The sequence below is a fragment of the Amnibacterium setariae genome (genome assembly GCF_003581425.1).
Lineage (GTDB): Bacteria > Actinomycetota > Actinomycetes > Actinomycetales > Microbacteriaceae > Amnibacterium > Amnibacterium setariae.
This window is the reverse complement of sequence record NZ_QXTG01000001.1, coordinates 1,418,314-1,444,274: the sequence shown is the minus strand read 5'-3', so window position 1 is coordinate 1,444,274 and position 25,961 is coordinate 1,418,314. Positions and strand designations below refer to the sequence as shown.

Below are 25,961 nucleotides of genomic sequence, written 5' to 3'. Positions count from 1 at the left end.
GAGCGACGCCCGGTCCTGCTGACGTGCTCTAGAGCTTCAGGGCGTCGCGGAGGAGGGAGACGAGCGCGTCGAGCTGCACCGAGCTCTCCTGCGTCACCTCGCCGTCGTCGCCGTCGAGGGCGCGCGCCGCGAGGGACGCCTTCGAGTCGACCAGCTCGGCGATGCGCGCGTCGATCGTGTGCGCGGCGATGATCCGCCACGCGGTGACCGGCTCGGACTGCCCGATGCGGTGCGTGCGGTCGATGGCCTGCTGCTGCTCCGCCGCGGTCCACGACAGCTCGGCGAGCACGACGTTGGAGGCGACCTGCAGGTTGATGCCGACGCCCGCCGCGGACAGCGAGCAGACGATCGCCTTCGTCTTCTTGTCGTGCAGGAACGAGTCGACCGCGCGCTCGCGGGCGGCGGCGGTCTGGTCGCCGCGGATCGACACCGACCTGATGTCGCGGCGGGCGAAGGTCGCCTCCGCCTGGTCCATCACGTCGATGTGCTTCGCGAACAGGACGACCTTGCCGACGGAGCGCGCGAGCTGCGTGGCGTAGTCCGCCGCGAGCGCCGCCTTCGCCGACCCGATCTTGCGGATCATCGTGAAGATGTTCTCGCCGGTCGTCGCGCCGCGGGACTCCTCGAGCTCCTGCTCGGCGACGAGCCGGACGATGCGCATCCGCTCCTCGTCGGTCTCCGGCTTGCGGCCGGCAGCGATGGAGCGGTAGCGCTGCACGAGCCGCTGCTGCAGCTCCCGCTCCGCCTGCCGGATCGAGCGCCCGGCCTCGTCGTCGAGCTCGACGGGCAGGTCCACGACCCGCTTCGCGGGCAGGTCCGCCGCCACGTCGACCTTGCGGCGCCGCACGATGCCCATGTCGATCACGGCCTGGCGGGCCTCCGGGAGGAAGCCGGGGTCGGCGGGCGACAGCCCGGTCTCCTCGAGCCGCGCCATCAGCTCGGCGCGCGGCTTGGTGTCGTCGATCCAGCCGAGGAACTGCCAGATGGCCTTGAAGTCCTCGGTGCTGTTGATGACGGGCGTGCCGGTCAGGGCGAGCAGGAGGGGGTCGCTGCGGCGCTCGCGGAGCGCGGCGGCGAGGGAGAGCACGAGCTTCGAGCGCTGCGCCGAGTGGTTCTTGATGAAGTGCGCCTCGTCGACGACCATGCCCTTGAACCCGAGCGTCTTCAGCCAGCCCGAGTGCCGGTCGAGCACCTCGTAGTTGACGATCACGACGTCCGCGAACGCGTCCAGGTCGGCGCCGTCGCCGTGGATGACGGTCGCGGTGCGGTTCGGGATCCACCGCTGGACCTCCCGCGCCCAGTTCATCTTCACGACGTTCGGCACGACCGCGAGCAGCGGGAACGCGTCGGCGACGGAGGCGGCGATGAGGCTCTGCGCGGTCTTGCCGAGGCCCGGCTCGTCCGCGAGCAGGAAGGTGCGGTGGCCGCGGGCGACGCCCTCGATGAACTCCGCCTGGTGCCGCATCAGCTCGGTGCCGGGCGGGGCCCAGCGCGGCTTCGCCGGCGGCTCGGGCAGCTCCATGCTCGTGACGCCGTTGCCGCCGACCTCGAAGGCCTTGAACAGCGGGCCGAGCAGCTCCCAGTTCGCGAGCCGGCGGGTGAGGTGCGGGGTGCGGCCGAGCTCGAAGTCCGGCGGCAGGAAGGGGTTCGCGAGCAGGCGGGACCGCACGGAGACCGGCGTGACCTGCCGCTCCGCGAACGGGTCGGCGACGGAGGGCGCGGCGGGCGCCTCCTCGGCGGGGACCTCGTAGCCGGCCTCCTGCAGCATCCGCCGGCGCAGCGCCCTCGCGGCGTCGGACGGGGCGTGGTCGGGCTCGAGCAGCGTGATGAGCGAGGTGTCGCGCGCGGCGGTCTTCGCCAGGATCGTCGCGACGCCGTCGAGGCGCTTCAGGGTCTCGGCCCGCGCCTCCTCGGTCAGCTCCGGGTCGGTCTTCGCGCGGGCGCGCTCCTCGCGCACCAGCAGGGCGATGACCTGGAACTTCGTGCGGCCGGAGGGGCCGACGGGGCCCCGGGAGGCGGCCGTCTCGACCTCGCGGACCGCCCGTGCGAGCACGGGGATCAGTCCGGTGTTGTCGAAGGCGCCCTTCCGGGGCGAGCGCGACCGCGTGGGGGTCGCCGTGGATCGAACCAAGTGGGTCTCCAGAGGATGTCCGTCCGCGCGGATGGGAACCGCGGTGCGCCGCGAGCGCGGAACGAAGTGGAACGGTGCTGCCGGGGCGTGCGGACCAGACGGACGACGTCGGGGAAGGCAGGTGCCGGAGCCTGCAGCGCGGACAGTGTACCGCGGACCGCGCCTCAGCGCTGCGACGCGCCGCCCGACGCGCCGGGGGTCGGCACCGGGCGGAGGGGGCCGCGGGCGCCGCCCTCCAGCACGCTGCCGTCCACGTCGAAGCGGCTGCCGCAGACCGGGCAGTCCCAGCTCGTCTCGAGGTCGTTCCAGACGACGACGCCGCCGGCGCGGGTGCAGACGGCGGAGACGCTCCGCACGACGTCGCCGGTGCGGCTCGTCGCGACCGGCCCCGCGTCGGTGCGGGTGACGACGCCCCGCCCCTCGCGGAGCAGGCCGACGTCCGCGGAGGCGAGGCGCCGCATGCTCGACACCCGGGCGGAGGCGGCGCGCACGTCGGCGACGAGGCCGATGCGCTGGCTCTTCGGGCGGGTCACGCGGCGGCCGATCGTGGTCGCCCAGGCGGGCCGCTCCTGCCCGAGCAGGTCCGCGGCGAGGCGGATCCCCGCCGCCGCGCCCTGCGTCAGGCCCCAGCCGTCGAAGCCGGAGGCGAACGAGACCGCGCCGCCGCCGCGCGGCAGCAGCCCGACGAACGCGATCGGGTTGAAGGGGCGGTAGTCCTGCCCGCTCCAGGCGTCGGAGCGCGTGAAGCCGGGCACGACGCCCCGCACGGCGGCCTCGAGGCGGTCCGCGCGGCGCAGCTCGGAGCCGCCGGTCCCGACGGGGTGCGCCTCCCCGATGCCGTCGACCCGGCCGTCCGCCGCCGTCGCGATCGTCGTGCTGCCCGTCGGCCCGATCGCGGTGACGATCGGCAGGCCCGCGTCGGCCGCCGTGCCGCGGACGGCGAGCATCCGGAACGCGGCGGTCTTCAGCGCGTAGAGACCGCGGTCGAGGATCGGGGTGCCGGTCGCGAGCACCACGTGCTTCCCGGCGTACTCCCCCGCGCCGGTCTCGACGACGCTCGTGCCGCCGGGGCGGACCCGCACGTCGACGACCCGCTCCCGCTCGACGATCCGCACGCCCGCCGCCGTCGCCGCGATCGCGAGCGCGCTGAGCAGGCGGGTCGGGTCGACGAGCAGCTGGTCCGGGAGGCGGAGGGCGCCGTGGTGCTCGAACGGCAGCGCGTCCGCGTGCTGCAGCTTGTCGAGCCGGAGGCCCGCGCGGTGCGCCGCCAGGTGCTCCTCGTCGATCCGCGCCGAGCCCTCGGGCCGCGAGGCGACCAGGTAGGCGTCGCGCCGCTCGTGCGGCGTGCCGGTCGTCTCGAGCAGCTCCGCGAGGAGGGCGAAGCCGTCCGCGTTCATCGCCCGGTACGCGGCCGCGTTCTTCCGGGCCGTCTCGGTCGACAGCCGGCGGTAGGCCGTGCCGTGCAGCTGGCTGACCACGCCCGCGGAGCGGCCGGACGAGCCGCCCCCCACGGGCTCCGCGGTCACGACGACCACGCGGTGCCCGCCCCGGGCGAGCAGGAGCGCGGTGGTGAGCCCGACGACGCCCGCACCCACCACCACGTCGTCGACCGCGTCCGAGGGCATCCCCGAACCGTAGCCGGGCCGGATGAGGCGTCGCCGCACGGTCGGTCCGGGCCGGGCGCGCCTCCTAGGCTCGTCCGGTGCCGAACCCGCCGTTCCTCCTGTCCGACGAGGTCGCCGAGGCGCTCGAGACCGGTCGTCCGGTCGTCGCGCTCGAGTCGACGATCATCAGCCACGGCCTGCCGCGTCCCCGCAACCTCGAGGCGGCGCGCGACTTCGAGGCGCTGCTGCGCGACGCGGGCGTCGTCCCCGCCACCATCGCGGTGCTCGACGGCGTGCCGTGCGTCGGCCTCGACGACGAGGGCGTGCAGCGCATCGCGAACGAGGACATGGCGAAGGCGAGCATCCGCGACCTGCCGATCCTCGCCGCGCGCGGCGCGAGCGCCGCGACGACCGTCGCCGCGACGACCCACCTCGCCGCGCTCGCCGGCGTCCGCGTCTTCGCGACCGGCGGCCTCGGCGGCGTGCACCGCGGCGCCACGACGACCTTCGACGAGTCCGCGGACCTGACCGCGCTCGCCGAGCACCCGGTCGCGGTCGTCACCGCGGGCGTGAAGAGCGTGCTCGACATCGCGGCGACCCTCGAGCGGCTCGAGACCCTGTCCGTGCCGGTCGTCGGCTTCGGCACCACCGAGTTCCCCAGCTTCTGGCTCGCCTCCTCCCCCTTCACGCTCGACTGGCGGGTGGAGACGGCGGAGGAGGTCGCCGCGATCCTGCACGCGCAGGACGCAGCGCCCGACGACCGGCGGCCCCGCCCCGGGCTGGTGGTCGCGAACCCGGTGCCGCAGGACGAGCAGTGGGACCCGGCCGAGCACGACCGGGTGCTCGCGGAGGCGTTCGCCGCGGCCGACGCCGCGAAGGTCCGCGGCAAGGCGGTCACCCCCTTCCTCCTCTCCTTCATCGTGCAGGCGTCGCAGGGCGTCTCGCTCGAGGTGAACCTGAAGCTGGCGCGGAACAACGTGCGGGTCGCCGGCGCGATCGCCACGGCCTACGCGAAGGGGTGAGCGGGGTCCTCGCGCTCGGGGACGTCATCGACGACGTGATCGTCCGGCCGCTCGGCCCGATCGCGGCGGACACGGACACCCCGAGCGCCATCGAGCGGATCGCGGGCGGCTCCGCGGCGAACACGGCCTGCTGGCTCGCCGGGCTCGGCGTGCCGACGACGCTCGTCGCGACCGTCGGCGCCGCGGACGTCGACCGGCACGGGGCGGCCCTCGCCGCACGGGGCGTCGTGCCGCGCCTGACGGCCGGCGACCGCTCGACGGGCACGATCGTCGTGATCTCCCAGGGCGAGGCTCGGGCGATGCTGACCGACCGCGGCGCGAACGCGCTGACCGCGCCGGAGGACGTCGACGACGCCCTGCTCGCCGCGCACCGCCTCCTGCTCGTCACGGGTCACGTGTTCGGCGGCGAGGACCGCGACGCACGCTGGCACGCGCTCCTGGAGCGGGCCCGCGACGCCGGTCTGATCACCGCCGTGGCGCCCGGCTCCGCGGCGGTCGTGGCGGACCTCGGACCCGAGCGCTTCCTCGCCCTGACCCGCGGCGCGGACGTGCTGCTCGCGGGCGCGGAGGAGGCGCGGCTGCTCACGGGCCTCGAGGACCCGGCCGACGCGGCCCGCGCCCTCGCCGCGCACCACGGCCTCGTCGCCGTGACGCTCGGCAGGGAGGGGTCGCTCCTGGCCCGCGGCGGCGACGTCCGGCACGTGCCCGCCCTGCCGGCGGACGTCGTCGACGTCACCGGCGCCGGCGACGCCTACGCGGCGGGGCTGCTCGCCGCGCTGCTCGCGGGCGAGGACGACGGCGGGGCCGGTGCGGCGGGGGCGGCGCTCGCCGCCCGGGCCGTGTCCCGCGTCGGCGCTCGGCCCTGACCCGCCCGTCCCGGCCCCCAGCCGATCCCGGATCGACCGCGCATGCGTGCACGGCCGGAGGACGAATCCGGCGTCGCGCGGCGCGGCGCCCCGGCCCCCGGTTCACCGCGACGACCATGCCTGTTCAGGTGCCATCCACTCGGGGGGACGCGGAGCGTCGGAACCGCCGGGTACCTTGTGGCGCCACGCGAGGAAGCACGCGAGAGAGGCAGTGCCGACAGTGTCCAGCCGAGGCGCCGAGGGTTCGAGTACCAGCCGGACGGCGGAGCACGCCCGCCCCGACCACTTCCTGCTCCACCTGAGCGACACGCACCTGCTGGTCCCGGGCGGCCGGCTCTACGACGCGATCGCGCCGGAGCGCAGCCTGCAGCGCATCTTCGCCGATCTCGAGGCCTCCGGCACCCGGCCCGAGGCGATCGTCTTCACCGGCGACCTCGCCGACCACGGCGACGCGGAGGCCTACCGCCTCCTCCGCTCGATCGTCGAGCCCGCCGCCCGGCGGCTCGGCGCCCAGGTGATCTGGTGCATGGGCAACCACGACGACCGCGCGACGTTCCGCCGCGAGCTGTTCGGGCAGGCGCACAACCGCCGCCCGGTCGACCGCGTCTACGACGTCCACGGCCTCCGCGTCATCACGATGGACACCTCCGTGCCCGGCCACCACCACGGCGAGCTGAGCGGCGCCCAGCTCGACTGGCTCGCGGAGGAGCTCGCCTCCCCGGCGCCCCACGGCACGATCCTCGCCCTGCACCACCCGCCGCTGCCCTGCATCCAGGACCTCGCCGTGATGGTCGAGCTGCGCGACCAGGCCGGCCTCAAGGAGGTCGTGGAGGGCAGCGACGTCCGCGCGATCCTCGCGGGCCACGTGCACTTCTCGACCAGCGGCACCTTCGCCGGCATCCCGGTCTCCGTCGCCTCCGCCACCTGCTACACGCAGGACCTCACCGGCGAGGCGCGCGGCACGCGCCCGCAGGACGGCAACCAGTCGTACAACCTCGTCCACGTCTACGACGACACGGTGCTCCACTCGGTGGTCCCGGTCGCCGCGGGCACGACGATGTCGGCGACCTCCGCGTCGGACAGCGCCGCGATCCTCGCGGCCCACGGCGTGACGATCCCCGACGCGGTGAACCCGCACCTCCCGTCGCGGCGCTTCGACCGCGTCGACGAGGAGCTGGAGCTGCTCACCTCGCCGATCTCGATCATCCGCGACTAGCGACGTCGCTGCGCTCCGCGCCCTTCCGCTGGTCGAGGTGCGAGCGGAGCGAGCCTCGAGACCATCCCACGGGTCCTGATCTCGAGGCTCGCTGGCGCTCGCACCTCGATCGACGGGGGCGGGACGTGCGACCGCGCTCACCCGCTGGTCGAGGTGCGAGCGGAGCGAGCCTCGAGACCACGCCGCTGATGCGCGCCCTGGTCCCAATTGCGATGAAGCGCTCGCACGCAACTGCGGCTGCAGCGCGCAAGAACGAGCGCGGGTCCTGATCTCGAGGCTCGCTGGCGCTCGCACCTCGATCGACGGGAAGGATCAGCCGGTCGACCTACTCCGGCGGCTCAGCCGGCCTGGGCGGGTGCCGCGGCGTCGCCGTCGGCGCGCTCCCACGGCGCGGGCGACGGGAAGTAGGTCTGCAGGAACTCGGTGACCTTCTTCGCCCGCACGTCGGGCGCGACCTCCGGGAAGCTGCCGTCGTTCAGGCAGAAGAAGTCGACGTCGCGCCGCTTGCCGAGCTTCTTCAGCAGCCCCAGGCCCTTGTGCGTCGTCGTGTCGACGTAGAGCATCGACGACTCCCGGTTCTGGATCGACCGGCCGGTGAGCAGCGCGTAGTAGTGGTAGAAGCTGTTCGTGACGGAGATGTTGTCCTTCGCACGGAACGGGCTCGCCGCCGTCGCGCGGAACTCGTCGGCGAACACCTCCTCCATCTCCGCGACGACGTCCTTGCGGATCGGCGTCGCCGCGTGCTCGAGGTGGCGGGTGATGACGCGCCCGAACCGCTCCCGCAGCAGCCTCCGGTTCACGCGGGCGGAGTTCTCGTAGCCGCTGCGCGCCGGGTCGTTGTCGCCGAGCCCGATGCGGGTGTCCGCCTCGATGAACCGGCTGATCCCGCCCGGCGAGAAGAACACCTCGGGGCGCAGGGGCCGGCCGATGAACATGTCGTCGTTCGAGTAGATGAAGTGGTCGGAGAGCCCGTCGATGCGGTGCAGCTGCGCCTCGACCGCCTGCGAGTTGTGCGTCGGCAGCACCGCCGGGTCGCGGAAGAACTCCTCGCTGCGCACGATCCGCACCCGCGGGTGGTCCGCGAGCCAGGCGGGCGCCTTCGAGTCGGTGGCGATGTAGATGTTCCGCACCCACGGCAGGAAGGTGTGGACCGACCGGAGCGCGTAGCGCAGCTCGTCGATCTGCCGGTACCGCGCCTCCGCGTCGTCGCCCTCGCCGACGACGTAGGACGCCATGCGGCGCGCGCGGGCCCGCTGCCACTCCTTGTCGGTGCCGTCGACCCAGGAGAAGACCATGTCGATCGGGAACGTCACGTCGGAGACGAGGTCCGTGAACATGTCGCGGATCGTGTTCCAGGTGCGGCCGTACCGCTCGGTGGTGTCGGGGTGCACGTCGGCGTTCACGAACCGGCGGCGGGTCAGCGCGTTCGGCGCCGGCACGCGCACCTCCGCGCCCTGCCGCACCCAGAACTCGAACCGCACGCCCGCGTCCGGGTCCGCGTGCAGCACGCCGGCCGCGTCGACGCGCGGCCGGAAGACGGACAGGAGGCGGTCGGTGCGCGACGGCGCGACGTCGCCGTCGGCGATCAGCACCGTCTCGTCGCGCGCCCGGAGGTTGCGTTTCAGCGCGACCGCGAGGAACGGCTCGTCCGCGCACGCCGTGACGAGCGCGCGGGTGACGGCGAGGCGCTCGGACTCGTCGACGACGAGGATCGGCCGGTGGGCGTCGTCGCGGACGAGCAGGAACTCGACGTCCGCCGCGTCGAGCGCGTCGGCGAGGAACAGCAGGTCCGCGATCCGCGCCTCGGACGGCGTCTCGGGCCGCCCGGCGAGGGCGAGCACGCCGCCGACCTCGACGACGTCGGGGCGGGAGCGGATCCGCGAGGCGGGACTCTGCAGGGGTCGGAGCTTCGAGCGCGCGGGCATGCCGGGTCCTCCCTGCGGGTCGTGGAGCTTCGCTGACGGTCCTCCAGCCGCACGGTGCGGCGTCGTCGCGGCGCCCCGGAAGGGACGCTCCTGCAGGTGATGCTAGCGGGCCGCGCTCGCGGCGCGCCCGTGCGGCGGGCTAGGCCTGCGGCTCGAGCAGCGTGCGCAGCTCGCCCGCCCAGGCGGCGTACCCGGCCTCGGTGAGGTGGAGGCGGTCCGGCGTGTACTCGGCGCGCAGCTCCCCGTCCTCCTCCGCGAACACCGGCCAGAGGTCGAGGAACTCGGCCTTCACGGTCGGCGCGAACTGGCGCACGTGGATGTTGACCTCGCGGATCCAGTCGGCGCGCTCGCGCTCGCGCGGCAGCACCGACGCGACGACGAGGCGGGCGTCCGGCAGCTCGTGCCGGAGCTGGAACAGGATGTCCTCGAGGCCGCGCACGACCTGCTCGACGGTGGCGCGGCGGGACTCGTTCGTCCCCGCCATCAGCACGACCGCGGCGGGCCTCGCGGCCACGACCTCCTCGAGGCGGGCGGCGATGTCGGCGGTGGTGTCGCCCGACCTGCCGGCGTTCACCACCTCGCGGTCGGGGAACGCCTCCTGCCAGGGGCCGCCCTCGGTGAGGCTGTCGCCGAGCAGGAGCAGCGGCCCGTCCGGCGCGGAGTCGGGCCGGGGCGTTTCGGTGTCGCTCACGCCGCCAGGCTAGGGGGCCCTCCTGAGCGGGCCAAGCACCGCCGCGTACGCTGGAGCGCCGTGCCTGCCTCCGAGACCCCGACCGTCGCGTCCATCGCCGCCCTGATCGACCACGCGATCCTGAAGCCCGAGCTGACCGACGCGGAGGTCGACGCCGACCTCGACCTCGCGGCCCGCTGGGGCATCTTCAGCGTCTGCGTGCGCCCCTCGGACATCCCCCGGTCGGTCGCCCGCCTCGCGGGCACGCCCGTCGCGACCGGTACGGTCATCGGCTTCCCGCACGGCTCCACCTCGACCGCCGCGAAGGTCGCCGAGGCGCGCCGCGCCCTCGACGACGGCGCCGCGGAGCTGGACATGGTGCAGCACGTCGGGCGGCTGCGCAGCGGCGACGTCGCGGCCGTGGAGGACGACATCGCGGCCGTCGTCGCGGTGGCGGAGGGCCGCGTGGTCAAGGTGATCCTGGAGACCGCGTTCCTCACCGACGACGAGGTCGTGGCCGCGTCGAAGGCCGCCGAGCGCGCGGGCGCCTCTTTCGTCAAGACGTCCACGGGGTTCGCGGGCGGCGGCGCGACGGTGCACCACCTCCGGCTCATGCGCGGCGCGGTCTCCCCCGCGGTGCGGATCAAGGCGTCCGGCGGCGTGCGCGGCCTCGACACGCTCCTCGAGATGCGCGCGATCGGCGTCGACCGCTTCGGCACGAGCGCGACCGACGTGATCCTCTCCGACGTGCAGCGCCTCGTCGAGACCGGCGCGACCAGCGGCGAGACGGACGCCTCCTCCTACTGACGCGCGGGTCGGTCTCGAGTCCCTCGCCCGGGAACACCGGCCGTGGGGCCCATCGCTGCGCTCGCACCTCGACCAACGGGTCGGGCGAGCGCTCCGCACACCTCCGCTGATCGAGGTGCGAGCGCCGGCGAGCCTCGAGATCAGGACCCTCGCGCGGATCAGGAGGAGAGCGAGCGGACCTGCTCCACGTCGACCGCGATCTGCGCGACGAGGGGCTCCACGCCGGTGTAGGCGACCTGGCCGCGGATGCGGTGCGTGAACTCGACGTCGACGAGGTGGCCGTAGAGGTCGAGGGTCTCGTCGAGCACGTAGGCCTCGACCTGCTTCGGCGGCACGCCCTCGAAGGTCGGGTTGCTGCCGACGGAGATCGCGGCCGGATACGCGACGGGCGGGTCGAACGACCGGTCGACGAGGCGGCCCGCGTAGACGCCGTCCGCGGGGATCATCCCGTCGGACTGCTGCGCGAGGTTCGCCGTCGGGAAGCCGAGCTCCCGGCCGCGGCCCGCGCCGTGCACCACCTCGCCGCGGACGGCCGGGGGGCGGCCGAGCAGCTGCGCGGCCTCCTCGATCGCCCCGGCGCCGAGCAGCTCGCGGATCCACGTCGAGGAGACGCGCCGCGACTCCCGGGTGACCTGCTGCTGCACCTGCACGGTGAAGCCGCGCTGCCGCCCGAGGTGCTCGAGCAGGGCGACGTCGCCGCGGCCGCGGTGGCCGAACCGGAAGTCGTCGCCCACGAGCAGGCGCCGCATCGCGAGCGGGCCGAGCAGCACCTGCTCGACGAACGCCTCCGGCTCGAGGGCCGCGAGGGTCTCGTCGAAGGTGAGCACGACGGTCGCGCCGACGCCGGCGCCCTCCAGCAGCTCGAGCTTCTGCTCGAGCCCGACGAGCGGCGGCGGGTAGCGGTCGGGCCGGAGCAGCTCGAGCGGGTTGCGGTCGAACGTGATGACGACGGGCTCGAGGTCGTCGCCGGCGAGCGCCAGCAGGTCGTCGATCACGACGCGGTGCCCGGTGTGCAGCCCGTCGAACTTGCCGATGGTGACGGCGGACGGGCCGAAGCCCTCCGGGACCTCGCCGATCCCCGTGAAGACGCGCACGGTCAGGCGGTCCGCGCGAAGACGGCGCGCTGGCTGCGCAGGAACAGCAGCCCGAGGATCGGCAGCGCGAGCGGGATCAGCAGGTAGCCGAGCCCGAAGCCCCACCAGACCGTGTAGTCGAAGGGGAAGACGCGCGGCAGCACCAGCGACAGCGCGCCGACGACGACGACACCGACGAGCTCGAACGTGATGGCGGCGAACGCGATCCGGTAGGCGGTCCGCCCGGTGCGGATCAGGTTGATCGTCGCGACGAGGTAGATGACGCCGGCGACGAACGACAGCGTGATCGCGAGGGGCGCCTCGCCGAACGCCGTGATCGCCTGGTACACGCTCCGGAACACCGCCGCGATCGTCATGATGAAGTAGAAGACGATCAGGGTGCGGCCGGGCCCGGAGGTCTTCTGCCGCTCGGCGGTCGTGTCGGTCATCGCCCGCCGATTCTCCCACGCCGTCGTCGGGAGCCGCCGCCGCGGGTCAGGAGCCCTGCAGCGTCCAGATGATCTGCATCCGGACGAACATCACGCCGACCGCGAAGCAGGCGATGCCGACCACCACCACCGACCACCGGGTGCGCTCGGTGAGCGCCCAGAAGATCGCCGCGGGCGGGATGATCAGCGCCGCGATCAGGTAGGCCCACCACTCGACCGGGTTGCCCGACGGCGGGTTGCCGACGAACGGCGCGGCGATCCCGATGACGGCCTGCGCGAGCAGCAGCAGCTCGAGCAGCGCGGGCCCGGCGAGCGAGAGGTCGGAGGGCTTGCGGCCCGCGAGCCCGAGCACGACGGCGAGCACGGCGGCGACCGCCGCGACGATCACCGCGGCCGTCGTGAACCCGGCGATCACGCCCGCACCGGCTCGGGCGGCAGGTTCATGAGCACGCGGGTGCGGCCGCCCACGACCTCCACGAGCCCGATCAGGGCGCCCTCGGGGTCGAGCGCGGCGACGACGGGCGCGTCGGGGAGGTCGACGGGGAGGCGCTTGCCCTGCCGCAGCGCGACCGTCCCGGCCTCGTCGAGCCGCAGGGCCGGGAACAGGGTCGTCGCGATCTCGGCGGGGGCGCGGAGCGCGAGCGGCGCCTCGAGCGGCGCGGCGTCGGCGACGTCGAACGGTCCGACGCGGGTGCGCCGCAGCGCCGTGAGGTGGCCGCCGACGCCGAGCGCGGCGCCGAGGTCCCGGGCGAGCGCCCGGATGTACGTGCCGGAGGAGCAGTCCACGACGACGTCGAGCTCCTCGTCCCGCTGCTCGAGCACCTCGAACCGGCGGATCACCACCCGGCGCGACGGGAGGTCGACCGACTCCCCCGCGCGGACCAGCTCGTGCGCGCGGCGGCCGTCGACGTGGACGGCGCTGACGGAGGACGGCACCTGGTCGATCTCCCCGGTGAGCGCCGCGACCGCCGCCGGGATGCGCCCGCGGACCTCGTCGGTGACGACCGCGGGTGCACCGATCGGCGCGCCCTCCGCGTCGTCGGTGGTCGTGGCGGACCCGAGGCGGATCGTCGCCGTGTAGGTCTTGTCGAGGCCCACGAGGTGCGTCAGCAGCCGGGTCGCCCCGTCGACGCCGAGCAGCAGCAGGCCGCTCGCGGCGGGGTCGAGCGTGCCCGCGTGGCCGACCCTGCGGGTGCCGGCAAGGCGGCGCGTCCGCTGCACGAGGTCGTGGGAGGTGGGCCCGATCGGCTTGTCGACGAGGAGCAGACCGGCGGTCACCCCTCCATCGTCCCATCCGTCGCCGCCTACGCTGCCCGGGTGCGGATCGGCGTGATCGGGGCGGGGGCGCTCGGCGGGACCTTCGCGGCGCTGCTCGACCGCGCCGGGCACGAGGTCGTGGTGACGGCGCGCGGCGACCAGCTCGCGGCGATCCGCTCCGGCGGCCTGCGCCTCGACGGCGGGTACGGCGAGTGGACGGCGCGGCTCCGCGCCGACGAGACGCTGCGCGAGGCACCGGACCTCGCGCTGCTGGCGGTCAAGGCGCAGGACGCGGCGGCCGCGGCGGCGCAGAACGCGGCGGCGCTCGCCGGCGTGCCGGTCGTGGTGGTGCAGAACGGGGTGCGCGGCCCGCAGGCGCTGCGCGAGGCGCTGCCGACCTCGCCGCTGCTCGGCGCCGCGTCGATGATCGCCGCCTCCTACCTCTCCCCCGGCGTCGTCACGGTGACGGCGCGCGGCACGACCGTGCTCGCCCGGGAGACGGCGTCGGAGGCCGACCTGCGGTCCGCGGTCGCGGTGCTCGGCGGGGTCGCCGCGGTCCGCAGCGCGCCGGACCTCGCCGGCCTCCAGTGGTCGAAGCTCGTGGTGAACCAGCTGAACGCGGCGCCCGCCGTCACCGGGGTCGGGCTGCAGGAGGCGCTCGGGTCGCCGCGGCTGGCGGCGGCGGTCGCGGCGGCGATGCGGGAGACCGTCCGCGTGGCCCGGGCCGACGGCGTCCGGCTCGAGGGCCTGCCCGCGCTGACGCCCGCCCTGATCCGCGCGGTGGACCGCCTCCCCCTCGCGATCGCGGGCCGGATCGTCCGCCGCGGCGTACTCGCCCGCATGGGCGCGGTGCCGAACCCGGGCAGCACGCTGCAGAGCATCCGCCGAGGGCGGCCGAGCGAGATCGACCACCTGTCCGGCGCCGTCGTCGAGGCGGGAGCCCGGCTCGACGTCCCGACGCCGGTCAACGCGCGGATCGTCGCGCTCGTCCACGAGGTCGAGTCGACCGGGGCCTTCCTGCCGCCGGACGAGGCGGCCCGTCGGCTGCTCGGCTGAGCGTCAGCAGGCGTCCTCGAACTCCCGCCGCGGGTGCGACGGGTCCGTCAGGTCGAACGTCGCGTTGGCGAGCTTCCGGGCGTCGAGGCGCCGGAAGGCCAGGTCGACGAGCGCGGTCCACGCCGCGCGGTCGGTGCCGGGCAGCCGCTCGGCGTCGCGCTCGCGCGCGACCTCCCGCGGCACCTGCAGCCAGGCGCTCGTGTGCCAGATCCCGGCGAGGTCGCCGAAGTGGAGGAAGGGGCCGGAGACGACGAGCACCGCCCGGTCGGCCTCCGCGCCCGCGAGCGCGCCGCGGCGGTACGGCGTCAGCACCTCCGCCCGGAAGCGGGCCTCGTCGAAGAAGCGCTCCGGCGAGTCCGCCCGCGGCGCGGCGGCGAAGGCGCCCAGCGGCACCGCGAGCGCGGGGACGCCCAGCGCGGCGACCGCGGCGACCAGGTCCTCGGCGAACGCCTCGCGAGCCGCGGGGGTGCCGCGGTCCTCCGGGTCCTCGATGCCGTCGAGCCCGACGACCACGCGGCCGGCCGGGTGCACCTCGAGCACCTCGCGGGCGTACTCGGCGATCACGTCGGCCCGTGCGGGCTGCCATCGGGCCATGCCCGGCACGCTAGCCGCCTACGCTCGGAGCCCGTGCCCGTCACCCGACTCCGCGCCGCGCGCGACGCGGACGTGCCGGAGATCGCCGCCGTCGTCGACGCGGCGTTCGCGGCCTTCGTCGCGCGGACCGGGATCCGGCCCGCACCGCTCGGCACCGACTGGCCGACGACGATCTCGGCGCTCGGCGCGCTCGTCGCGACCCGGGAGGACCGGGTCGTCGGCGTGCTCGTGCTCTGGCCGCACCCGGGCCACGTGCTCGTCGAGACGCTCGCGGTGCTGCCCGCCGAGCACGGCACGGGCCTCGGCTCCCTCCTCCTCGACCGCGCCGAGCTGACCGCGATCGAGTCCGGCACGAACGCCGTCCGGCTCGCGACCAACGCGGCGATGACGGAAGCGCGGGAGTTCTACTCGCGCCGCGGCTTCGTCGAGCGCGGGCGGTGGACCCAGCAGGGGTACGACCGCGTCCACCTGGAGAAGCGGCTCGCATGACGGCGCTCGACCCCGCGCTCGTGACCGACTGGTTCGCGGCGCACGCCCGCGACCTGCCCTGGCGCCGCCCGGGCTTCAGCGCCTGGGGCACGCTCGTCTCCGAGTTCATGCTGCAGCAGACGCAGGTCGCCCGCGTCGTGCCGATCCTCGAGGACTGGCTGCGCCGCTGGCCCACCCCCGCCGACCTCGCCGCGGCGCCGCCCGCGGAGGTGCTCAGGGCCTGGGGCCGCCTCGGCTACCCGCGCCGCGCGCTCGCCCTCCACGCGTGCGCCACGGCGATCGCCGAGCGGCACGGGAACCGGGTGCCGGAGGACGTGGACGAGCTGCTCGCGCTCCCCGGCATCGGCGACTACACGGCCCGCGCGATCGCCGTGTTCGCGCACGGCCACCGGCACCCGGTCGTCGACACGAACGTGCGGCGGGTCGTCGCGCGCGCCGTGCAGGGCGTGGCGCAGCCGGCGGCGCCGAACGCGAGGCGCGACCTGCCCGCGATGGAGGCGCTGCTGCCCGACGACCGGGCGGCGCAGCGCGCGTTCAACGCCGGGATGATGGAGATCGGCGCCGTCGTCTGCACGGCGCGCGCCCCTCGGTGCGACGAGTGCCCGCTCGGCGCCGTCTGCGCCTGGCGCCTCGCCGGGTACCCGCCGCCGGACGCCCCGCCCGCGCGGCGGAAGCCGCGCTTCGAGGGCTCGGATCGGCAGCTGCGCGGCCGCGTCATGGCGGAGCTGCGGGCGAGCGACGTGCCCGTCGGCGAGACCGAGCTGGTCGCCGTCGTCCCCGACCCCGGGGTGCGCGCCCGGATCCTCGCGGGCCTCGAGCGCGACGGCCTCGCCGCGCGCGACGACGACGGCTGGTCGCTCCCCTCCTGACCCGTCGTCCCGTCGGCACGACGTGCCGACGGGACGAAGACGGGCGGGGGTCAGGCCCGGGCGGCCCGCCTCGGGTCGTACCGGGCGAAGGCGCCCGTGATCAGCAGCGCCGCCGCACCGGCGACGTGCCCGAGCCGGAACGGCTGCCCGCTGAACGCGAACGGCAGCACGGGGTTCCAGAGCACGGCGACGACGAGCGGCACCGGCAGCCACGCCCACTGCTTCGCCTGCCAGACGAACACGGTCGTGATCACGGCGAGCACGCTCACCGCGAACCGGATGTAGAGGTACCACTCCTGCCCGACGAGCAGCAGCCCGCCGAGCAGCACCATGGCGCCGAGCGCGGCGGGTGCCAGCGCCCGGCGCTGCTTGCCCGAGCCGTAGCGCTGCTGCACGGACGGCGGCGTGCGCGCCGCCGCCCGTCGTTCGGCGCGGTTCCCGCTCACTCCGCGTCGGCCTCGCGCGGCTTCACGTACGGGTCGGCGTCGCCGGCGTACTGGGCGCCCTCGGCGAGCGCCCGGGCCGCGCTGTCCCGCTCGCGGGCCTGCGCGAGCAGGTCCGCGACGTGGGCCGCGTTCTCCGGCACCGCGTCGGGGATGAACTCGAGCGACGGCGTGAGCCGGGCGCGGATGTTCCGGCCCACCTCGGTGCGCAGCAGGCCGGTGGCGGCCTTGAGCGCCGCCGCGGAGTCCTCGCGCTCCTGCTCCGTGCCGTACACGGTGTAGAAGATGCTCGCGTGCTGCAGGTCGCCCGTCATGCGGACGTCCGTGATCGTCACGAACCCGAGCCGGGGGTCGCGGAGCCCCTTCTCGAGGCGCTTCGCGATGATCTCCTTGATGCTGTCGCCGAGCTTCGCGGCGCGTCCGTGGTCGGCCACGGCTCCTCCTTCGGAACGAACGCGGATCCGCAGTTCCTGCGCGACACGCTGTGTCCGGGAACCCCGGACACGGCGTGTCGCCTCAGAACTGCGGATCCGCGAAGGAAATGCGGATCCGCGCGCTAGACGCGGACCTTCTCGCGGGTCTCGGTCGTCTCGATCTCGTCCCCGACCTGGATGTCGTTGAACCGACCGAGGCCGATGCCGGCCTCGAAGTCCGTGCGGACCTCGGTGACGTCGTCCTTGAAGCGGCGCAGCGACTCGATCGCCAGGTTGTCCCCGACGACCACGCCGTTGCGGATGACCCGCGCCTTCGCGTTGCGGGTGATCGTGCCGCTGCGGACGATGACACCCGCGATGTTGCCGAACTTCGACGAGCGGAAGACCTCGCGGATCTCGGCGAGGCCCGACTGGACCTCCTCGAACTCCGGCTTGAGCATGCCCTTCAGCGACTGCTCGACGTCCTCCAGCGCGGAGTAGATCACCGAGTAGAAGCGGATGTCGATGCCCTCGCGAGCGGCCCGCTCCCGGGCCTTCGGGTCGGGGCGCACGTTGAAGCCGATGATGATCGCGTTGTCGACCGTCGCCAGGTTCACGTCCGACTCGGTGACGGCGCCGACGCCGCGGTGGATGATCCGCAGCTGGACGCTGTCGTCGACCTCGATCTTCAGGAGCGACTCCTCCAGCGCCTCGACGGCACCGGACACGTCGCCCTTGATGATCAGGTTCAGCGAGTCGACCTTGCCGGCCTCGATCTGACCCATGAAGTCCTCGAGCGAGATGCGCTTGCGGGCCTTCGCCAGCGACGCGTTCCGCTCGGCGGCCTCGCGCTTCTCCGCGACCTGTCGAGCCGTGCGGTCCTCCTCGGTGACGAGGAAGGTGTCGCCGGCCCGCGGGACGGAGGAGAGGCCCTGGACCTGGACGGCCCGCGACGGGTACGCCTCCACGATCGCGACGCCGTTCTCGTCGGTCATCGCACGGACGCGGCCGTAGGCCGTGCCCGCCACGATCGAGTCGCCAACGCGGAGCGTGCCCGTCTGGATCAGCACCGTCGCGACGGCGCCGCGGCCCTTGTCGAGGCGCGCCTCGATGGCCACGCCGCGCGCGTCGCGGTTCGGGTTCGAGCGCAGGTCGAGCCCGGCGTCCGCGGTCAGCAGGACCGCGTCCATCAGGTCCTCGATCCCGAGCCCGGTGCGGGCCGAGACGTCGACGAACATCGTGTCGCCGCCGTACTCCTCCGCGACCAGGCCGAACTCGGTGAGCTGCTGCCGGACCTTCGCCGGATTCGCGCCCTCCTTGTCGACCTTGTTCACCGCGACCACGATCGGCACGCCGGCCGCCTGGGCGTGGTTCAGCGCCTCCACCGTCTGCGGCATGACGCCGTCGTCGGCGGCGACCACGAGGATCGCGAGGTCGGTCACCTCGGCACCGCGGGCACGCATGGCGGTGAACGCCTCGTGGCCCGGGGTGTCGATGAAGGTGATCGCGCGCTCGTTGCCCTCGTGCTCCTTCCACACCTGGTAGGCGCCGATGTGCTGCGTGATGCCACCGGACTCGCCCGCCACCACGTTGGAGTGGCGGATGGAGTCGAGCAGCTTCGTCTTGCCGTGGTCGACGTGGCCCATGACGGTCACGACCGGGGGCCGGATCTCCAGGTCCTCGTCGTCCTCGTCGTACTCGAACTCGATGTCGAAGCCCTCGAGCAGCTCGCGGTCCTCGTCCTCGGGCGAGACCATCTCGATCCGGTAGCCGAGCTCCTCGCCCAGCACCTGGAACGTGGCCTCGTCGAGCGACTCCGTCGCGGTCGCCATCTCACCGAGGTGGAACAGCACCGTGACGAGGTTGCCGGGGCTCGCGTCGATCTTGTCCGCGAAGTCCGTGATGGAGGCGCCTCGACGGAGGCGGATCGTGGTCGAGCCGTCGCCGCGGGGGACGCTGACGCCGCCCAGGGTCGGGGCCGACCGCATCTCGAACTCGGCGCGCTTCGTCCGCTTCGACTTGCGCTGACGGCTCTTGCCGCCGCCCTTGCCGAACGCGCCCGCCGTGCCGCCGCCGGGGCCGCGACCGCGACCGCCGCCACCGGGACGGGGACCGCTGAAGCCGCCCGCCGGGCGCTGGAAGCCGCCACCGGCGCCGCCGGGTCGAGCCGCGCCGCCGCCCGCGCCGCCGGGGCGCTGGAAGTTCGGACGCTGGCCGAAGCCCTGCGGCCGCTGGCCCATGCCGGGCCCGCCGGGACGCGGGGCGCCCGGACGGGGCGCGCCGGGACGCGGAGCGCCCGGACGCGGAGCGCCCGGACGCGGGATCGCGCCGTTGGCGCCGCCGCCCGCGCCGGGACGACCCATGCCCTGGTTCGAGGCGAACGGGTTGTTGCCCGGACGGGGCGTGCCGGGACGGCCCATGCCCTGGCTGGAGGCGAACGGGTTGTTGCCCGGACGCGGAGCGCCGGGACGCGGGGCGCCGCCCGGACGCGGGATCGCGCCGGGGGTCGCTGCGCCGCCCGGACGCGGGGCGCCGGGGCGCTCCTCGACCGGCCGCGCGGTGTCGTCGGTCGCAGCGGGACGCTGCGGCGCGGCCTGCTGCGCCGCGGGGCGCTCGGCCTGCGGCTGCGCCGCCGGCTGCTGGGGCTGCTGCGGCGCGGGCGCGCTCTGCGGCGCCGCCGGCTGCTGGGCGGCGGCGGGGGCCGCCGTCTCCGGGGCCTGCCGCGGCGCGGGGGCCGCGCTCGGCCGCGGGCCGGGGGTGCCGGGCCGCGCGACGGGGCCGGGTCGACCCGCGACGGGCGCGCCGGGGCGCGGTCCGCCGGCGGCGCCGGCCGTCGTGATGCCGTCGGCCGCGAGCTTCGCCTTCAGCTTGCGCACGACGGGGGGCTCGACGCTCGACGACGGGCCCTTGACGAACTCGCCCATCTCCTTGAGCTTCGCGAGCGCCAGCTTCGTGTCGATCCCGAGGTCGGTCGCGATCTCGTGGACGCGTGGTTTCGCCACTTCTCTCCTGTCCAGGCCCGCCCGGACAGGGCGGGCCGCTACTGCGGTGCGGGTCTCATCTCGAGTCGCTCATCGCTGGTCCATGTGCCTGTTCCACTTCGCGTGGTGAGAACTGCCCGCCCCGAACGGAGCGGCAGTGGAAGGAACGGCAGCCTGTGGCCGCTCCTCGCACGAGTGTACCCGGCCGCTGCGCGCCCCGGGCATGTCGTCGCCCCGGGTGCAACGGCCGCACCGCCTCCGCTGTTCCCGCAGGGGCCGGATGCGCGCCCCGCGGGCGCTCGGGTCAGTCGCCCTCGAGGATCGAGTCCGGCTGGATGTCGATCTTCGCGCCGGTCAGCTTCGCGGCGAGGCGGGCGTTCTGGCCCTCCTTGCCGATGGCGAGCGACAGCTGGTAGTCCGGCACGAGCGCGCGGACGGCCTTCGACGAGCGGTCGAGCACGAACGCGCTCGTCACGCGCGCGGGCGAGAGGGCGTTCGCGACGAAGGTCGCGAGGTCGTCGGCGTGGTCGACGATGTCGATCTTCTCGCCGCCGAGCTCCGCGGAGACCGCGCGAACGCGCGCGCCGAGCTCGCCGATCGCGGCTCCCTTGGCGTTCACGCCCGGCTGCGTCGCCCGCACGGCGACCTTCGACCGGTGCCCCGCCTCCCGCGCCAGGCCGGTGATCTCGACGACGCCGGACGCGATCTCCGGCACCTCGAGCGCGAACAGGCGGCGGACGAGCGCCGGGTGGGTGCGCGAGACCGTGATCGACGGGCCCTTCGGGCCGCGCGAGACGCTGGTCACGTACACGCGGATGCGCTCGCCGTGCCGGTAGCTCTCGCCGGGCACCTGCTCCTCGGGCGGCAGGATCGCCTCGATCGAGCCGAGGTCGACGTGGACCATCCGCGGGTTCGGGCCCTGCTGGATGACGCCGGCGACGATGTCGCCCTCGCGGCCCTTGAACTCGCCGAGCACGCGCTCGTCGCCGAGGTCGCGCAGGCGCTGGTTGATGACCTGCTTCGCCGCGAAGGCGGCGACGCGGCCGAAGTCGTGGGGGTCGTCGACGGCCTCGCCGACCTGCTCGCCCTCGTCGTCGAGCTCCGGCACGTAGACGGTGACCCGGCCGGACTTCCGGTCGATCTCCACGCGCGGCGACGGCGTGCCCGCCGGGGCGTGCTCGGGCCGGTCCGTGTGCTTCAGGTACGCGGTGAGGATCGCGGCCTCGATGATGCGCAGCAGCTCGTCGAACGGGATCTCCCGCTCGCGCTCCATCATCCGCAGGACGGCGAGATCGATCTCCATCGGGCCCTCCCCGTCCGCTCGGCGCCCGCGTTTCGGGCCCCCCTACGCTAGCAGCGCCCGAGTGAGCCCCTGGAGGTCGGCCATGAGCGAGGAGCGCACGGTGCAGCTGCGCCGGTACCGGATCGTCGACGGCGAGCTCGACGCCTTCGTCGCCTGGTGGCGCACGCGGCTGCTGCCCGCGCGGGAGGCGTTCGGCTTCCGCCTCGAGTCCGCGCTGGTCGTGCCCGAGACGCAGGAGTTCGTGTGGGCGGTCTCCACGGCCGGCGACGAGGCCGCGTTCCGGCGCCTCGACGCGGCGTGGACCGCGTCGCCGGAGCGCGCGGCGGCCTTCGAGGGCGTGCCGCAGCGGGTGGCCGGGATGGACCTGCGGATCGCGGTCCCCGCCGCCTGAGCCGAGGGGGTGTCCGAGCACCCCGTTACCGTGCGCGGCATGCGCCTGCTCCACACCTCCGACTGGCACATCGGCCGGACCTTCCACGGGCACTCCACGCTGGACGCGCTGCGCGGGGTGCTGCTGGAGCTGGCGGAGGCGGTCCGGCGCGAGCGCGTCGACGCGGTGCTCGTCGCCGGCGACGTCTTCGACTCGGCGACGCCCGCCGCGGCGGCGTTCGAGCTGTTCGAGGAGGCGGTGCTCGCGATCCGCGCGGCCGGCGCGGCCGTCGTGATGACGAGCGGGAACCACGACTCGGCGGCCCGGCTCGGGCACCAGGCACCGTTCGCCGCGGCGGGCGGCGTGCACGTCCGCACCCGGGCGGACCGCCTCGACGTCCCCGTCGAGCTGACGGACGAGCACGGCGCGGTCGACGTCTTCGGCCTGCCCTACCTCGAGCCGCTGCTCGTGGGCGGCCGCACGCACGAGGAGGCGCTCGCCGGCGCCATGGACCGGGTCCGGGCCGCCGTCGCCCGCCGCGGCAACCGCGCGGTCGTGCTCGCCCACTGCTTCGCGTCCGCCGGCGTGGTGCCGCGCGCCGCGGGCGGCGAGCGGGACATCACCGCAGGCGGGCTCGACGTCGTGCCCGTCTCGGTGTTCGCGGGCACCGAGGAGGCGCCGGTCGCCTACGTCGCGCTCGGCCACCTCCACTCGCGGATGCAGCTCGCGCCGCAGGTCCGCTACGCGGGCGCTCCCCTGCACTACTCGTTCGGGGAGACCTCGCCGCTGCGCGGCGCGTGGCTCGTCGACCTCGACGCGACCGGGCTGCACGACGTGCGCTGGCTCGACCTCGCGGTCCCGCGGCGGCTCTCCGAGATCACGGGGCCGCTCGAGGCGCTGCTCGCCGACCCGGCGCTCGCCGACCGCGAGGACGACTGGATCCAGGCCGTGCTCACGGACCCCGTCCGCCAGCAGGACGCCATGGCACGGCTGCGGCAGCGGTTCCCGTTCGTGGCGCGCCTCGAGCACCGGCCGGAGGGCGCGCCGTCGGCGGACGCGCGCAGCTACGGCGCGCGCACGGCCGGGCTGCCGGACGCGGCGCTCATCGCGGGCTTCCTCGAGCACGTCCGCGCGGGCGCCGGCCCGAGCGATGCGGAGAGCGCGCTCGTGGCCGACGTGCTGTCGGCCGTGCGGGCCGCGGAGCGCGCCGCGTGAGGATCCGTCGCCTCGTCGTGGAGGGGTTCGGCCCCTTCGCCGGTCGGCAGGAGATCGACTTCGCCCCGCTGGACGAGGCCGGGCTGTTCCTCATCACGGGCAGGACCGGCAGCGGCAAGTCGAGCATCCTCGACGCGATCTGCTTCGCCCTCTACGGCACCGCGCCGCGGTACGACGGCGCGCAGGCCCGGCTCCGCAGCGACCACGCGGGCGTCGGGGACCCGACGCGCGTCGAGCTCGAGCTCGTCGTCGCGGGCGAGCGCTGGCGGGTGGTCCGCTCCCCCGAGTACGAGCGCCTGAAGCAGCGCGGCACCGGGACGACCCGGGAGCCGCAGGCGGCGACGCTCGAGCGCTGGGAGCAGGGCGGCTGGACGGGCGTGGCGGCGCGCCCCGTCGACGTCGCGGAGCACCTCGGCCCGGTCCTGCAGCTGACGCGGGAGCAGTTCCTCCAAGTCATCCTGCTGGCGCAGGGCCGGTTCCAGGAGTTCCTGAAGGCGAAGTCCGAGGACCGGCTCGACCTGCTGCGCGCCCTGTTCGGCACGGAGCGGTTCCAGCTGTTCGAGCGGGAGATCGCGGAGCGCGCCCGCGCGCTCGAGCAGTCGGTGGGGGCGAGCGCGGCGGCGATCCGCGCCGACCTCGGCCGGATCGCCGACCTCGTCGGCGACGGGCTCCCGGACGACGCCGACGGGCCCTGGGCGGGGCAGGTCCTCGCCCGGCTGCGCGAGCGCGTCGTGGCCGCCGAGGAGGACGCCGCGACCTCGGGGGCGTCCTTCGCCGCGGCCGACGCCGCGCTCGCGTCGGCGACCGCGGTCGCCGACCGGCAGCGCCGCCGCGAGTCCGCCCGCGCCGAGCTCGCGACGATCGAGTCGCAGCGGGCCGCGGTCGAGCAGACCCGGCGCCGCGTCGCGGAGGCCGTCCGCGTGCTGCCCGTGCTGCCGTCCGTCGAGACCGCGGCGCGCGCGGTAGCCGAGCGGGCCGCGGCCGAACGGCAGGTCGCGGCGACCCGCGCGGCCCTGCCGAGCGACGTCGAGGACCCGGGCGCCGCGGGCGCGGAGCTCGACGGGCTGCTGGGCTCGCTCGCCGACCGGCTCGCGGAGGAGCGCGCGCTGCCCCGCCTGCGCGCCGGGGCGGCGGACGCCGAGCGCGGCGAGCAGGACGCCGAGCGGCGGCTCGCGGAGCTCGCGGCGGAGTCGGCAGGGCTCCCCGCTCGCCGCGTCGAGCTGCAGGAGCGGCGGCTGCGCGCCGAGGCGGCCGCCGACGGCCTGCCCGCCGCGGAGGCGGCGCTCGTCCGCGCGCGCCGCATCGCGGACGCGGTCGCCGCCGCGGATCGCGCCGCGGCGACCCGGCGCACCGCCGAGGAGGCGCTCGACCGCGCCCTCGCGACCGAGCAGGAGGCGATCGCGCGGACGCGTGCGCTGCTGCGCGCGAGGCTCGACGGCGCGGCGGGCCTGCTGGCGGGCGCCCTGCGCCCCGACGAGCCCTGCCCGGTCTGCGGATCGCTGGAGCACCCCGCGCCGGCGTCCACGGACGCGGGGACGCCCGACGACGCGGTGATCGCCGCCGCCGAGCAGGACCAGCAGCGCGCCGCCGAGCGCCGCGCCGCCGCGCAGGCGGCCGCGGACGACGCCCGCACGGCCCTGGCGACGGCCGCCGCCGCCGCGGAGGGCGCGACCGCCGAGGGCGCGGCCGACGGGGTCCGCGCCGCGAGCTCGGCCGTGGACGGCGCCCGTGCCGCCGCCGCGGCCCGGGAGGACGCGACGCGACGGCTCGGCGACCTCGAGGCCCGCGAGCAGGCCCTCGCGTCCGCGGTCGAGCGCGCCCGGGCGGTGCTCGCCGAGCGCACGGCCGCCACGGCCGCCGCGCGCTCCTCGCTGGAGGCCGCCGTCGCCCGCGTCGCATCGGCGCGCGAGGACGCCCCGACCGTGGCGGACCGCGTGGCCGCGCTGCGCCGGCGGCGCGCCGCGCTGGCCGCGGCGGAGGAGGCGGCCCGGCGCCGCGCGGCGGCGGTCGCCGCCGAGCGGGACGCCGAGGAGCGGCTCGCGGACGCGCTGGTCGCCGCCGGCCTGCCCGATGCCGGATCGGCCCGCTCGGCGGCGCTGCCGCGGGAGGAGCGGGAGGCGCTCGAGCGGCGCATCCGCGCGTGGGAGACCGCCCGCGACGGCGCCACCGCGCAGCTCGCGGAGCCCGACGTCGCCGGCGCCCCGGAGGAGCCCGCCGACGTGGCCGGCGCGGCCGCCGCGAAGCGGGAGGCGCTCGCCGCGCGCGACGCCGCGGCCGACCGGCTCGCGGCGGCGCGGCAGACGATCGCGGCGGCGGAGCAGCTGGCGGCCCGGGTCGCGTCCGTCGAGGCCGCGACCGCGGCGGACCGGGAGCAGCTCGCGGTCGTCGGGCCGCTCGCGGAGGTCGTCCGCGGCGGCGGGTCGAACGCCTTCCGGATGCGCCTCGAGAGCTACGTCCTCGCGGCGCGGCTGGAGCAGATCGTCGCGGCGGCGAACGTCCGGCTGGCCGCGATGACGGACGGCCGGTTCACGCTGCAGCACGACGACGGCCCGGCGTACCGCGGCGCCCGCAGCGGCCTCGGCCTCGCCGTCCTCGACGAGCACACCGGCCGGCCGCGCCCCGTCGCCTCCCTCTCGGGCGGCGAGACGTTCCTCGCGTCCCTGGCGCTGGCGCTCGGCCTCGCCGAGGTCGTGTCCGCCGAGGCGGGCGGCGTCCGGCTCGACACGCTCTTCGTCGACGAGGGCTTCGGCTCGCTCGACCGCCGGACGCTCGACACGGCGATGGAGACCCTCGACTCGCTCCGCGCGGGCGGCCGCACCGTCGGCCTGATCAGCCACGTGGAGGCGATGCAGGAGGACATCCCGGCCGGCCTCCACGTCGAGCGCCTGCCCGACGGCTCGAGCGCGGTCCGCTCCCGCGTCCCCTCCCCCGCCTGACCGGATCCCGGCCGGTCATGCCGGGCGGCCGGGATCGGGCGGACCCCGTCAGTCGCCTCCGCCGAGGAAGTCGGGCGCCGGCGCGGAGCCGCTCGGGCCGGGCGTCGCGCAGGCGCTCGGCGACGGCGCCGGGCTCGCGGACGCCGAGGCGCTCGGCGAGGGCGAGCACGCGGGCTGCGGACCCGGCCCGGTGAGCAGCCCGAGCACGATCGCGGTCACGACGAGGACGAGCGCGACCGCGCCGGCCCACGCGATCGGCGGGATGCGCACGG

Annotated in this window: 24 protein-coding genes; 10 read left to right on the top strand and 14 right to left on the bottom strand. The window is 75.7% G+C overall.

All coding sequences use genetic code 11. The annotated features are described in order from the left end of the window. Positions 1 to 28 precede the first annotated feature (28 nt). Positions 29 to 2,131, bottom strand: a complete 2,103-nt coding sequence (locus D1781_RS07280; protein ID WP_233551078.1) for a DEAD/DEAH box helicase — start codon at positions 2,129 to 2,131, stop codon at positions 29 to 31. A 164-nt stretch (positions 2,132 to 2,295) separates the two neighbouring features. Continuing rightward, positions 2,296 to 3,756 carry an FAD-dependent oxidoreductase gene (locus tag D1781_RS07275; RefSeq protein WP_119481517.1) on the bottom strand — a complete coding sequence of 487 codons (1,461 nt, stop codon included), beginning with the start codon at positions 3,754 to 3,756 and terminating at the stop codon, positions 2,296 to 2,298. 77 nt (positions 3,757 to 3,833) lie between these two features. Here D1781_RS07275 and D1781_RS07270 point away from each other — a divergent pair, with 77 nt between their 5' ends. The 3 genes from D1781_RS07270 to D1781_RS07260 all read left to right on the top strand — a co-directional run bounded on the left by D1781_RS07270 (position 3,834) and on the right by D1781_RS07260 (position 6,839). Beyond that, a complete protein-coding gene (locus D1781_RS07270; protein ID WP_119481516.1) occupies positions 3,834 to 4,757 on the top strand; it encodes a pseudouridine-5'-phosphate glycosidase in 924 nt (307 codons plus the stop codon). Continuing rightward, complete coding sequence (locus D1781_RS07265) at positions 4,754 to 5,623, top strand: carbohydrate kinase family protein (RefSeq protein WP_119481515.1); 870 nt, start codon at positions 4,754 to 4,756, stop codon at positions 5,621 to 5,623. The genes D1781_RS07270 and D1781_RS07265 overlap by 4 nt, the downstream gene beginning before the upstream one ends. A 220-nt stretch (positions 5,624 to 5,843) precedes the next feature. Then, positions 5,844 to 6,839 carry a phosphodiesterase gene (locus D1781_RS07260; protein WP_119481514.1) on the top strand — a complete coding sequence of 332 codons (996 nt, stop codon included), beginning with the start codon at positions 5,844 to 5,846 and terminating at the stop codon, positions 6,837 to 6,839. A gap of 338 nt (positions 6,840 to 7,177) precedes the next feature. On the opposite strand, the gene D1781_RS07255 is transcribed toward D1781_RS07260, so the two are convergent. Both D1781_RS07255 and D1781_RS07250 read right to left on the bottom strand, forming a co-directional pair. After that, on the bottom strand, positions 7,178 to 8,764 hold the full coding sequence (locus tag D1781_RS07255) for a stealth family protein (RefSeq protein ID WP_199706422.1): 1,587 nt from the start codon (positions 8,762 to 8,764) through the stop codon (positions 7,178 to 7,180). Between the two features lie 139 nt (positions 8,765 to 8,903). Further along, a complete protein-coding gene (locus D1781_RS07250) occupies positions 8,904 to 9,455 on the bottom strand; it encodes a GDSL-type esterase/lipase family protein (protein ID WP_119481513.1) in 552 nt (183 codons plus the stop codon). Between the two features lie 60 nt (positions 9,456 to 9,515). On the opposite strand from D1781_RS07250, the gene deoC reads away from it, so the two are divergent. Then, on the top strand, positions 9,516 to 10,241 hold the full coding sequence (gene deoC / locus D1781_RS07245; protein ID WP_199706420.1) for a deoxyribose-phosphate aldolase: 726 nt from the start codon (positions 9,516 to 9,518) through the stop codon (positions 10,239 to 10,241). Between the two features lie 158 nt (positions 10,242 to 10,399). Here deoC and D1781_RS07240 read toward each other — a convergent pair whose 3' ends face one another. From D1781_RS07240 to truB, 4 genes are read right to left on the bottom strand one after another with little or no spacing between them, the layout of a single operon-like run. Further along, positions 10,400 to 11,335, bottom strand: coding sequence for a bifunctional riboflavin kinase/FAD synthetase (locus D1781_RS07240; RefSeq protein WP_119481512.1), 936 nt, complete (start codon positions 11,333 to 11,335; stop codon positions 10,400 to 10,402). A 2-nt stretch (positions 11,336 to 11,337) separates the two neighbouring features. Continuing rightward, positions 11,338 to 11,763 carry a hypothetical protein gene (locus tag D1781_RS07235; RefSeq protein WP_119481511.1) on the bottom strand — a complete coding sequence of 142 codons (426 nt, stop codon included), beginning with the start codon at positions 11,761 to 11,763 and terminating at the stop codon, positions 11,338 to 11,340. Positions 11,764 to 11,809: 46 nt separating this feature from the next. After that, on the bottom strand, positions 11,810 to 12,178 hold the full coding sequence (locus D1781_RS07230; RefSeq protein ID WP_119481510.1) for a hypothetical protein: 369 nt from the start codon (positions 12,176 to 12,178) through the stop codon (positions 11,810 to 11,812). Then, positions 12,175 to 13,041, bottom strand: coding sequence for a tRNA pseudouridine(55) synthase TruB (gene truB / locus D1781_RS07225; RefSeq protein ID WP_119481509.1), 867 nt, complete (start codon positions 13,039 to 13,041; stop codon positions 12,175 to 12,177). Before truB ends, D1781_RS07230 begins: the two co-directional genes overlap by 4 nt. 39 nt (positions 13,042 to 13,080) lie before the next feature. On the opposite strand from truB, the gene D1781_RS07220 reads away from it, so the two are divergent. Next, positions 13,081 to 14,076 (top strand): ketopantoate reductase family protein, encoded by a 996-nt coding sequence (locus D1781_RS07220; protein ID WP_119481508.1) that lies wholly within the window; start codon positions 13,081 to 13,083, stop codon positions 14,074 to 14,076. A gap of 3 nt (positions 14,077 to 14,079) precedes the next feature. Here the strand turns inward: D1781_RS07220 and D1781_RS17495 are convergent, their stop codons facing one another. Continuing rightward, positions 14,080 to 14,670: a nucleoside/nucleotide kinase family protein gene (locus D1781_RS17495; protein WP_158590033.1), complete on the bottom strand. Its 591-nt coding sequence runs from the start codon at positions 14,668 to 14,670 to the stop codon at positions 14,080 to 14,082. 33 nt (positions 14,671 to 14,703) lie between these two features. Between D1781_RS17495 and D1781_RS17490 the strand changes: the two genes are divergently transcribed. Both D1781_RS17490 and D1781_RS07210 read left to right on the top strand, forming a co-directional pair. Next, entirely contained in the window at positions 14,704 to 15,159 is a 456-nt protein-coding gene (locus D1781_RS17490; RefSeq protein WP_158590032.1) for a GNAT family N-acetyltransferase, read from the top strand. Then, positions 15,156 to 16,028 (top strand): HhH-GPD family protein, encoded by an 873-nt coding sequence (locus D1781_RS07210; RefSeq protein WP_119481506.1) that lies wholly within the window; start codon positions 15,156 to 15,158, stop codon positions 16,026 to 16,028. The genes D1781_RS17490 and D1781_RS07210 overlap by 4 nt, the downstream gene beginning before the upstream one ends. Before the next feature lie 50 nt (positions 16,029 to 16,078). Here the strand turns inward: D1781_RS07210 and D1781_RS07205 are convergent, their stop codons facing one another. From D1781_RS07205 to nusA, 4 genes are all read right to left on the bottom strand, one after another. Further along, positions 16,079 to 16,474, bottom strand: a complete 396-nt coding sequence (locus D1781_RS07205; protein WP_119481505.1) for a DUF6804 family protein — start codon at positions 16,472 to 16,474, stop codon at positions 16,079 to 16,081. Beyond that, positions 16,471 to 16,905, bottom strand: coding sequence for a 30S ribosome-binding factor RbfA (gene rbfA, locus D1781_RS07200; RefSeq protein WP_119481504.1), 435 nt, complete (start codon positions 16,903 to 16,905; stop codon positions 16,471 to 16,473). The genes D1781_RS07205 and rbfA overlap by 4 nt, the downstream gene beginning before the upstream one ends. A gap of 122 nt (positions 16,906 to 17,027) precedes the next feature. Beyond that, positions 17,028 to 19,886: a translation initiation factor IF-2 gene (gene infB, locus D1781_RS07195; RefSeq protein ID WP_119481503.1), complete on the bottom strand. Its 2,859-nt coding sequence runs from the start codon at positions 19,884 to 19,886 to the stop codon at positions 17,028 to 17,030. 283 nt (positions 19,887 to 20,169) lie between these two features. Next, entirely contained in the window at positions 20,170 to 21,168 is a 999-nt protein-coding gene (nusA, locus tag D1781_RS07190; RefSeq protein ID WP_119481502.1) for a transcription termination factor NusA, read from the bottom strand. Positions 21,169 to 21,250: 82 nt separating this feature from the next. On the opposite strand from nusA, the gene D1781_RS07185 reads away from it, so the two are divergent. Genes D1781_RS07185 through D1781_RS07175 form a run of 3 tightly spaced genes read left to right on the top strand, consistent with a single transcriptional unit; the run spans position 21,251 to position 25,689 of the window. Further along, positions 21,251 to 21,559 carry a hypothetical protein gene (locus D1781_RS07185; protein ID WP_119481501.1) on the top strand — a complete coding sequence of 103 codons (309 nt, stop codon included), beginning with the start codon at positions 21,251 to 21,253 and terminating at the stop codon, positions 21,557 to 21,559. 39 nt (positions 21,560 to 21,598) lie between these two features. Continuing rightward, positions 21,599 to 22,753, top strand: coding sequence for an exonuclease SbcCD subunit D (locus tag D1781_RS07180; RefSeq protein WP_119481797.1), 1,155 nt, complete (start codon positions 21,599 to 21,601; stop codon positions 22,751 to 22,753). Continuing rightward, entirely contained in the window at positions 22,750 to 25,689 is a 2,940-nt protein-coding gene (locus D1781_RS07175; RefSeq protein WP_119481500.1) for an AAA family ATPase, read from the top strand. The genes D1781_RS07180 and D1781_RS07175 overlap by 4 nt, the downstream gene beginning before the upstream one ends. A 48-nt stretch (positions 25,690 to 25,737) precedes the next feature. Here D1781_RS07175 and D1781_RS07170 read toward each other — a convergent pair whose 3' ends face one another. After that, on the bottom strand, positions 25,738 to 25,959 hold the full coding sequence (locus D1781_RS07170) for a hypothetical protein (protein ID WP_119481499.1): 222 nt from the start codon (positions 25,957 to 25,959) through the stop codon (positions 25,738 to 25,740). Between the last annotated feature and the right edge of the window lie 2 nt (positions 25,960 to 25,961).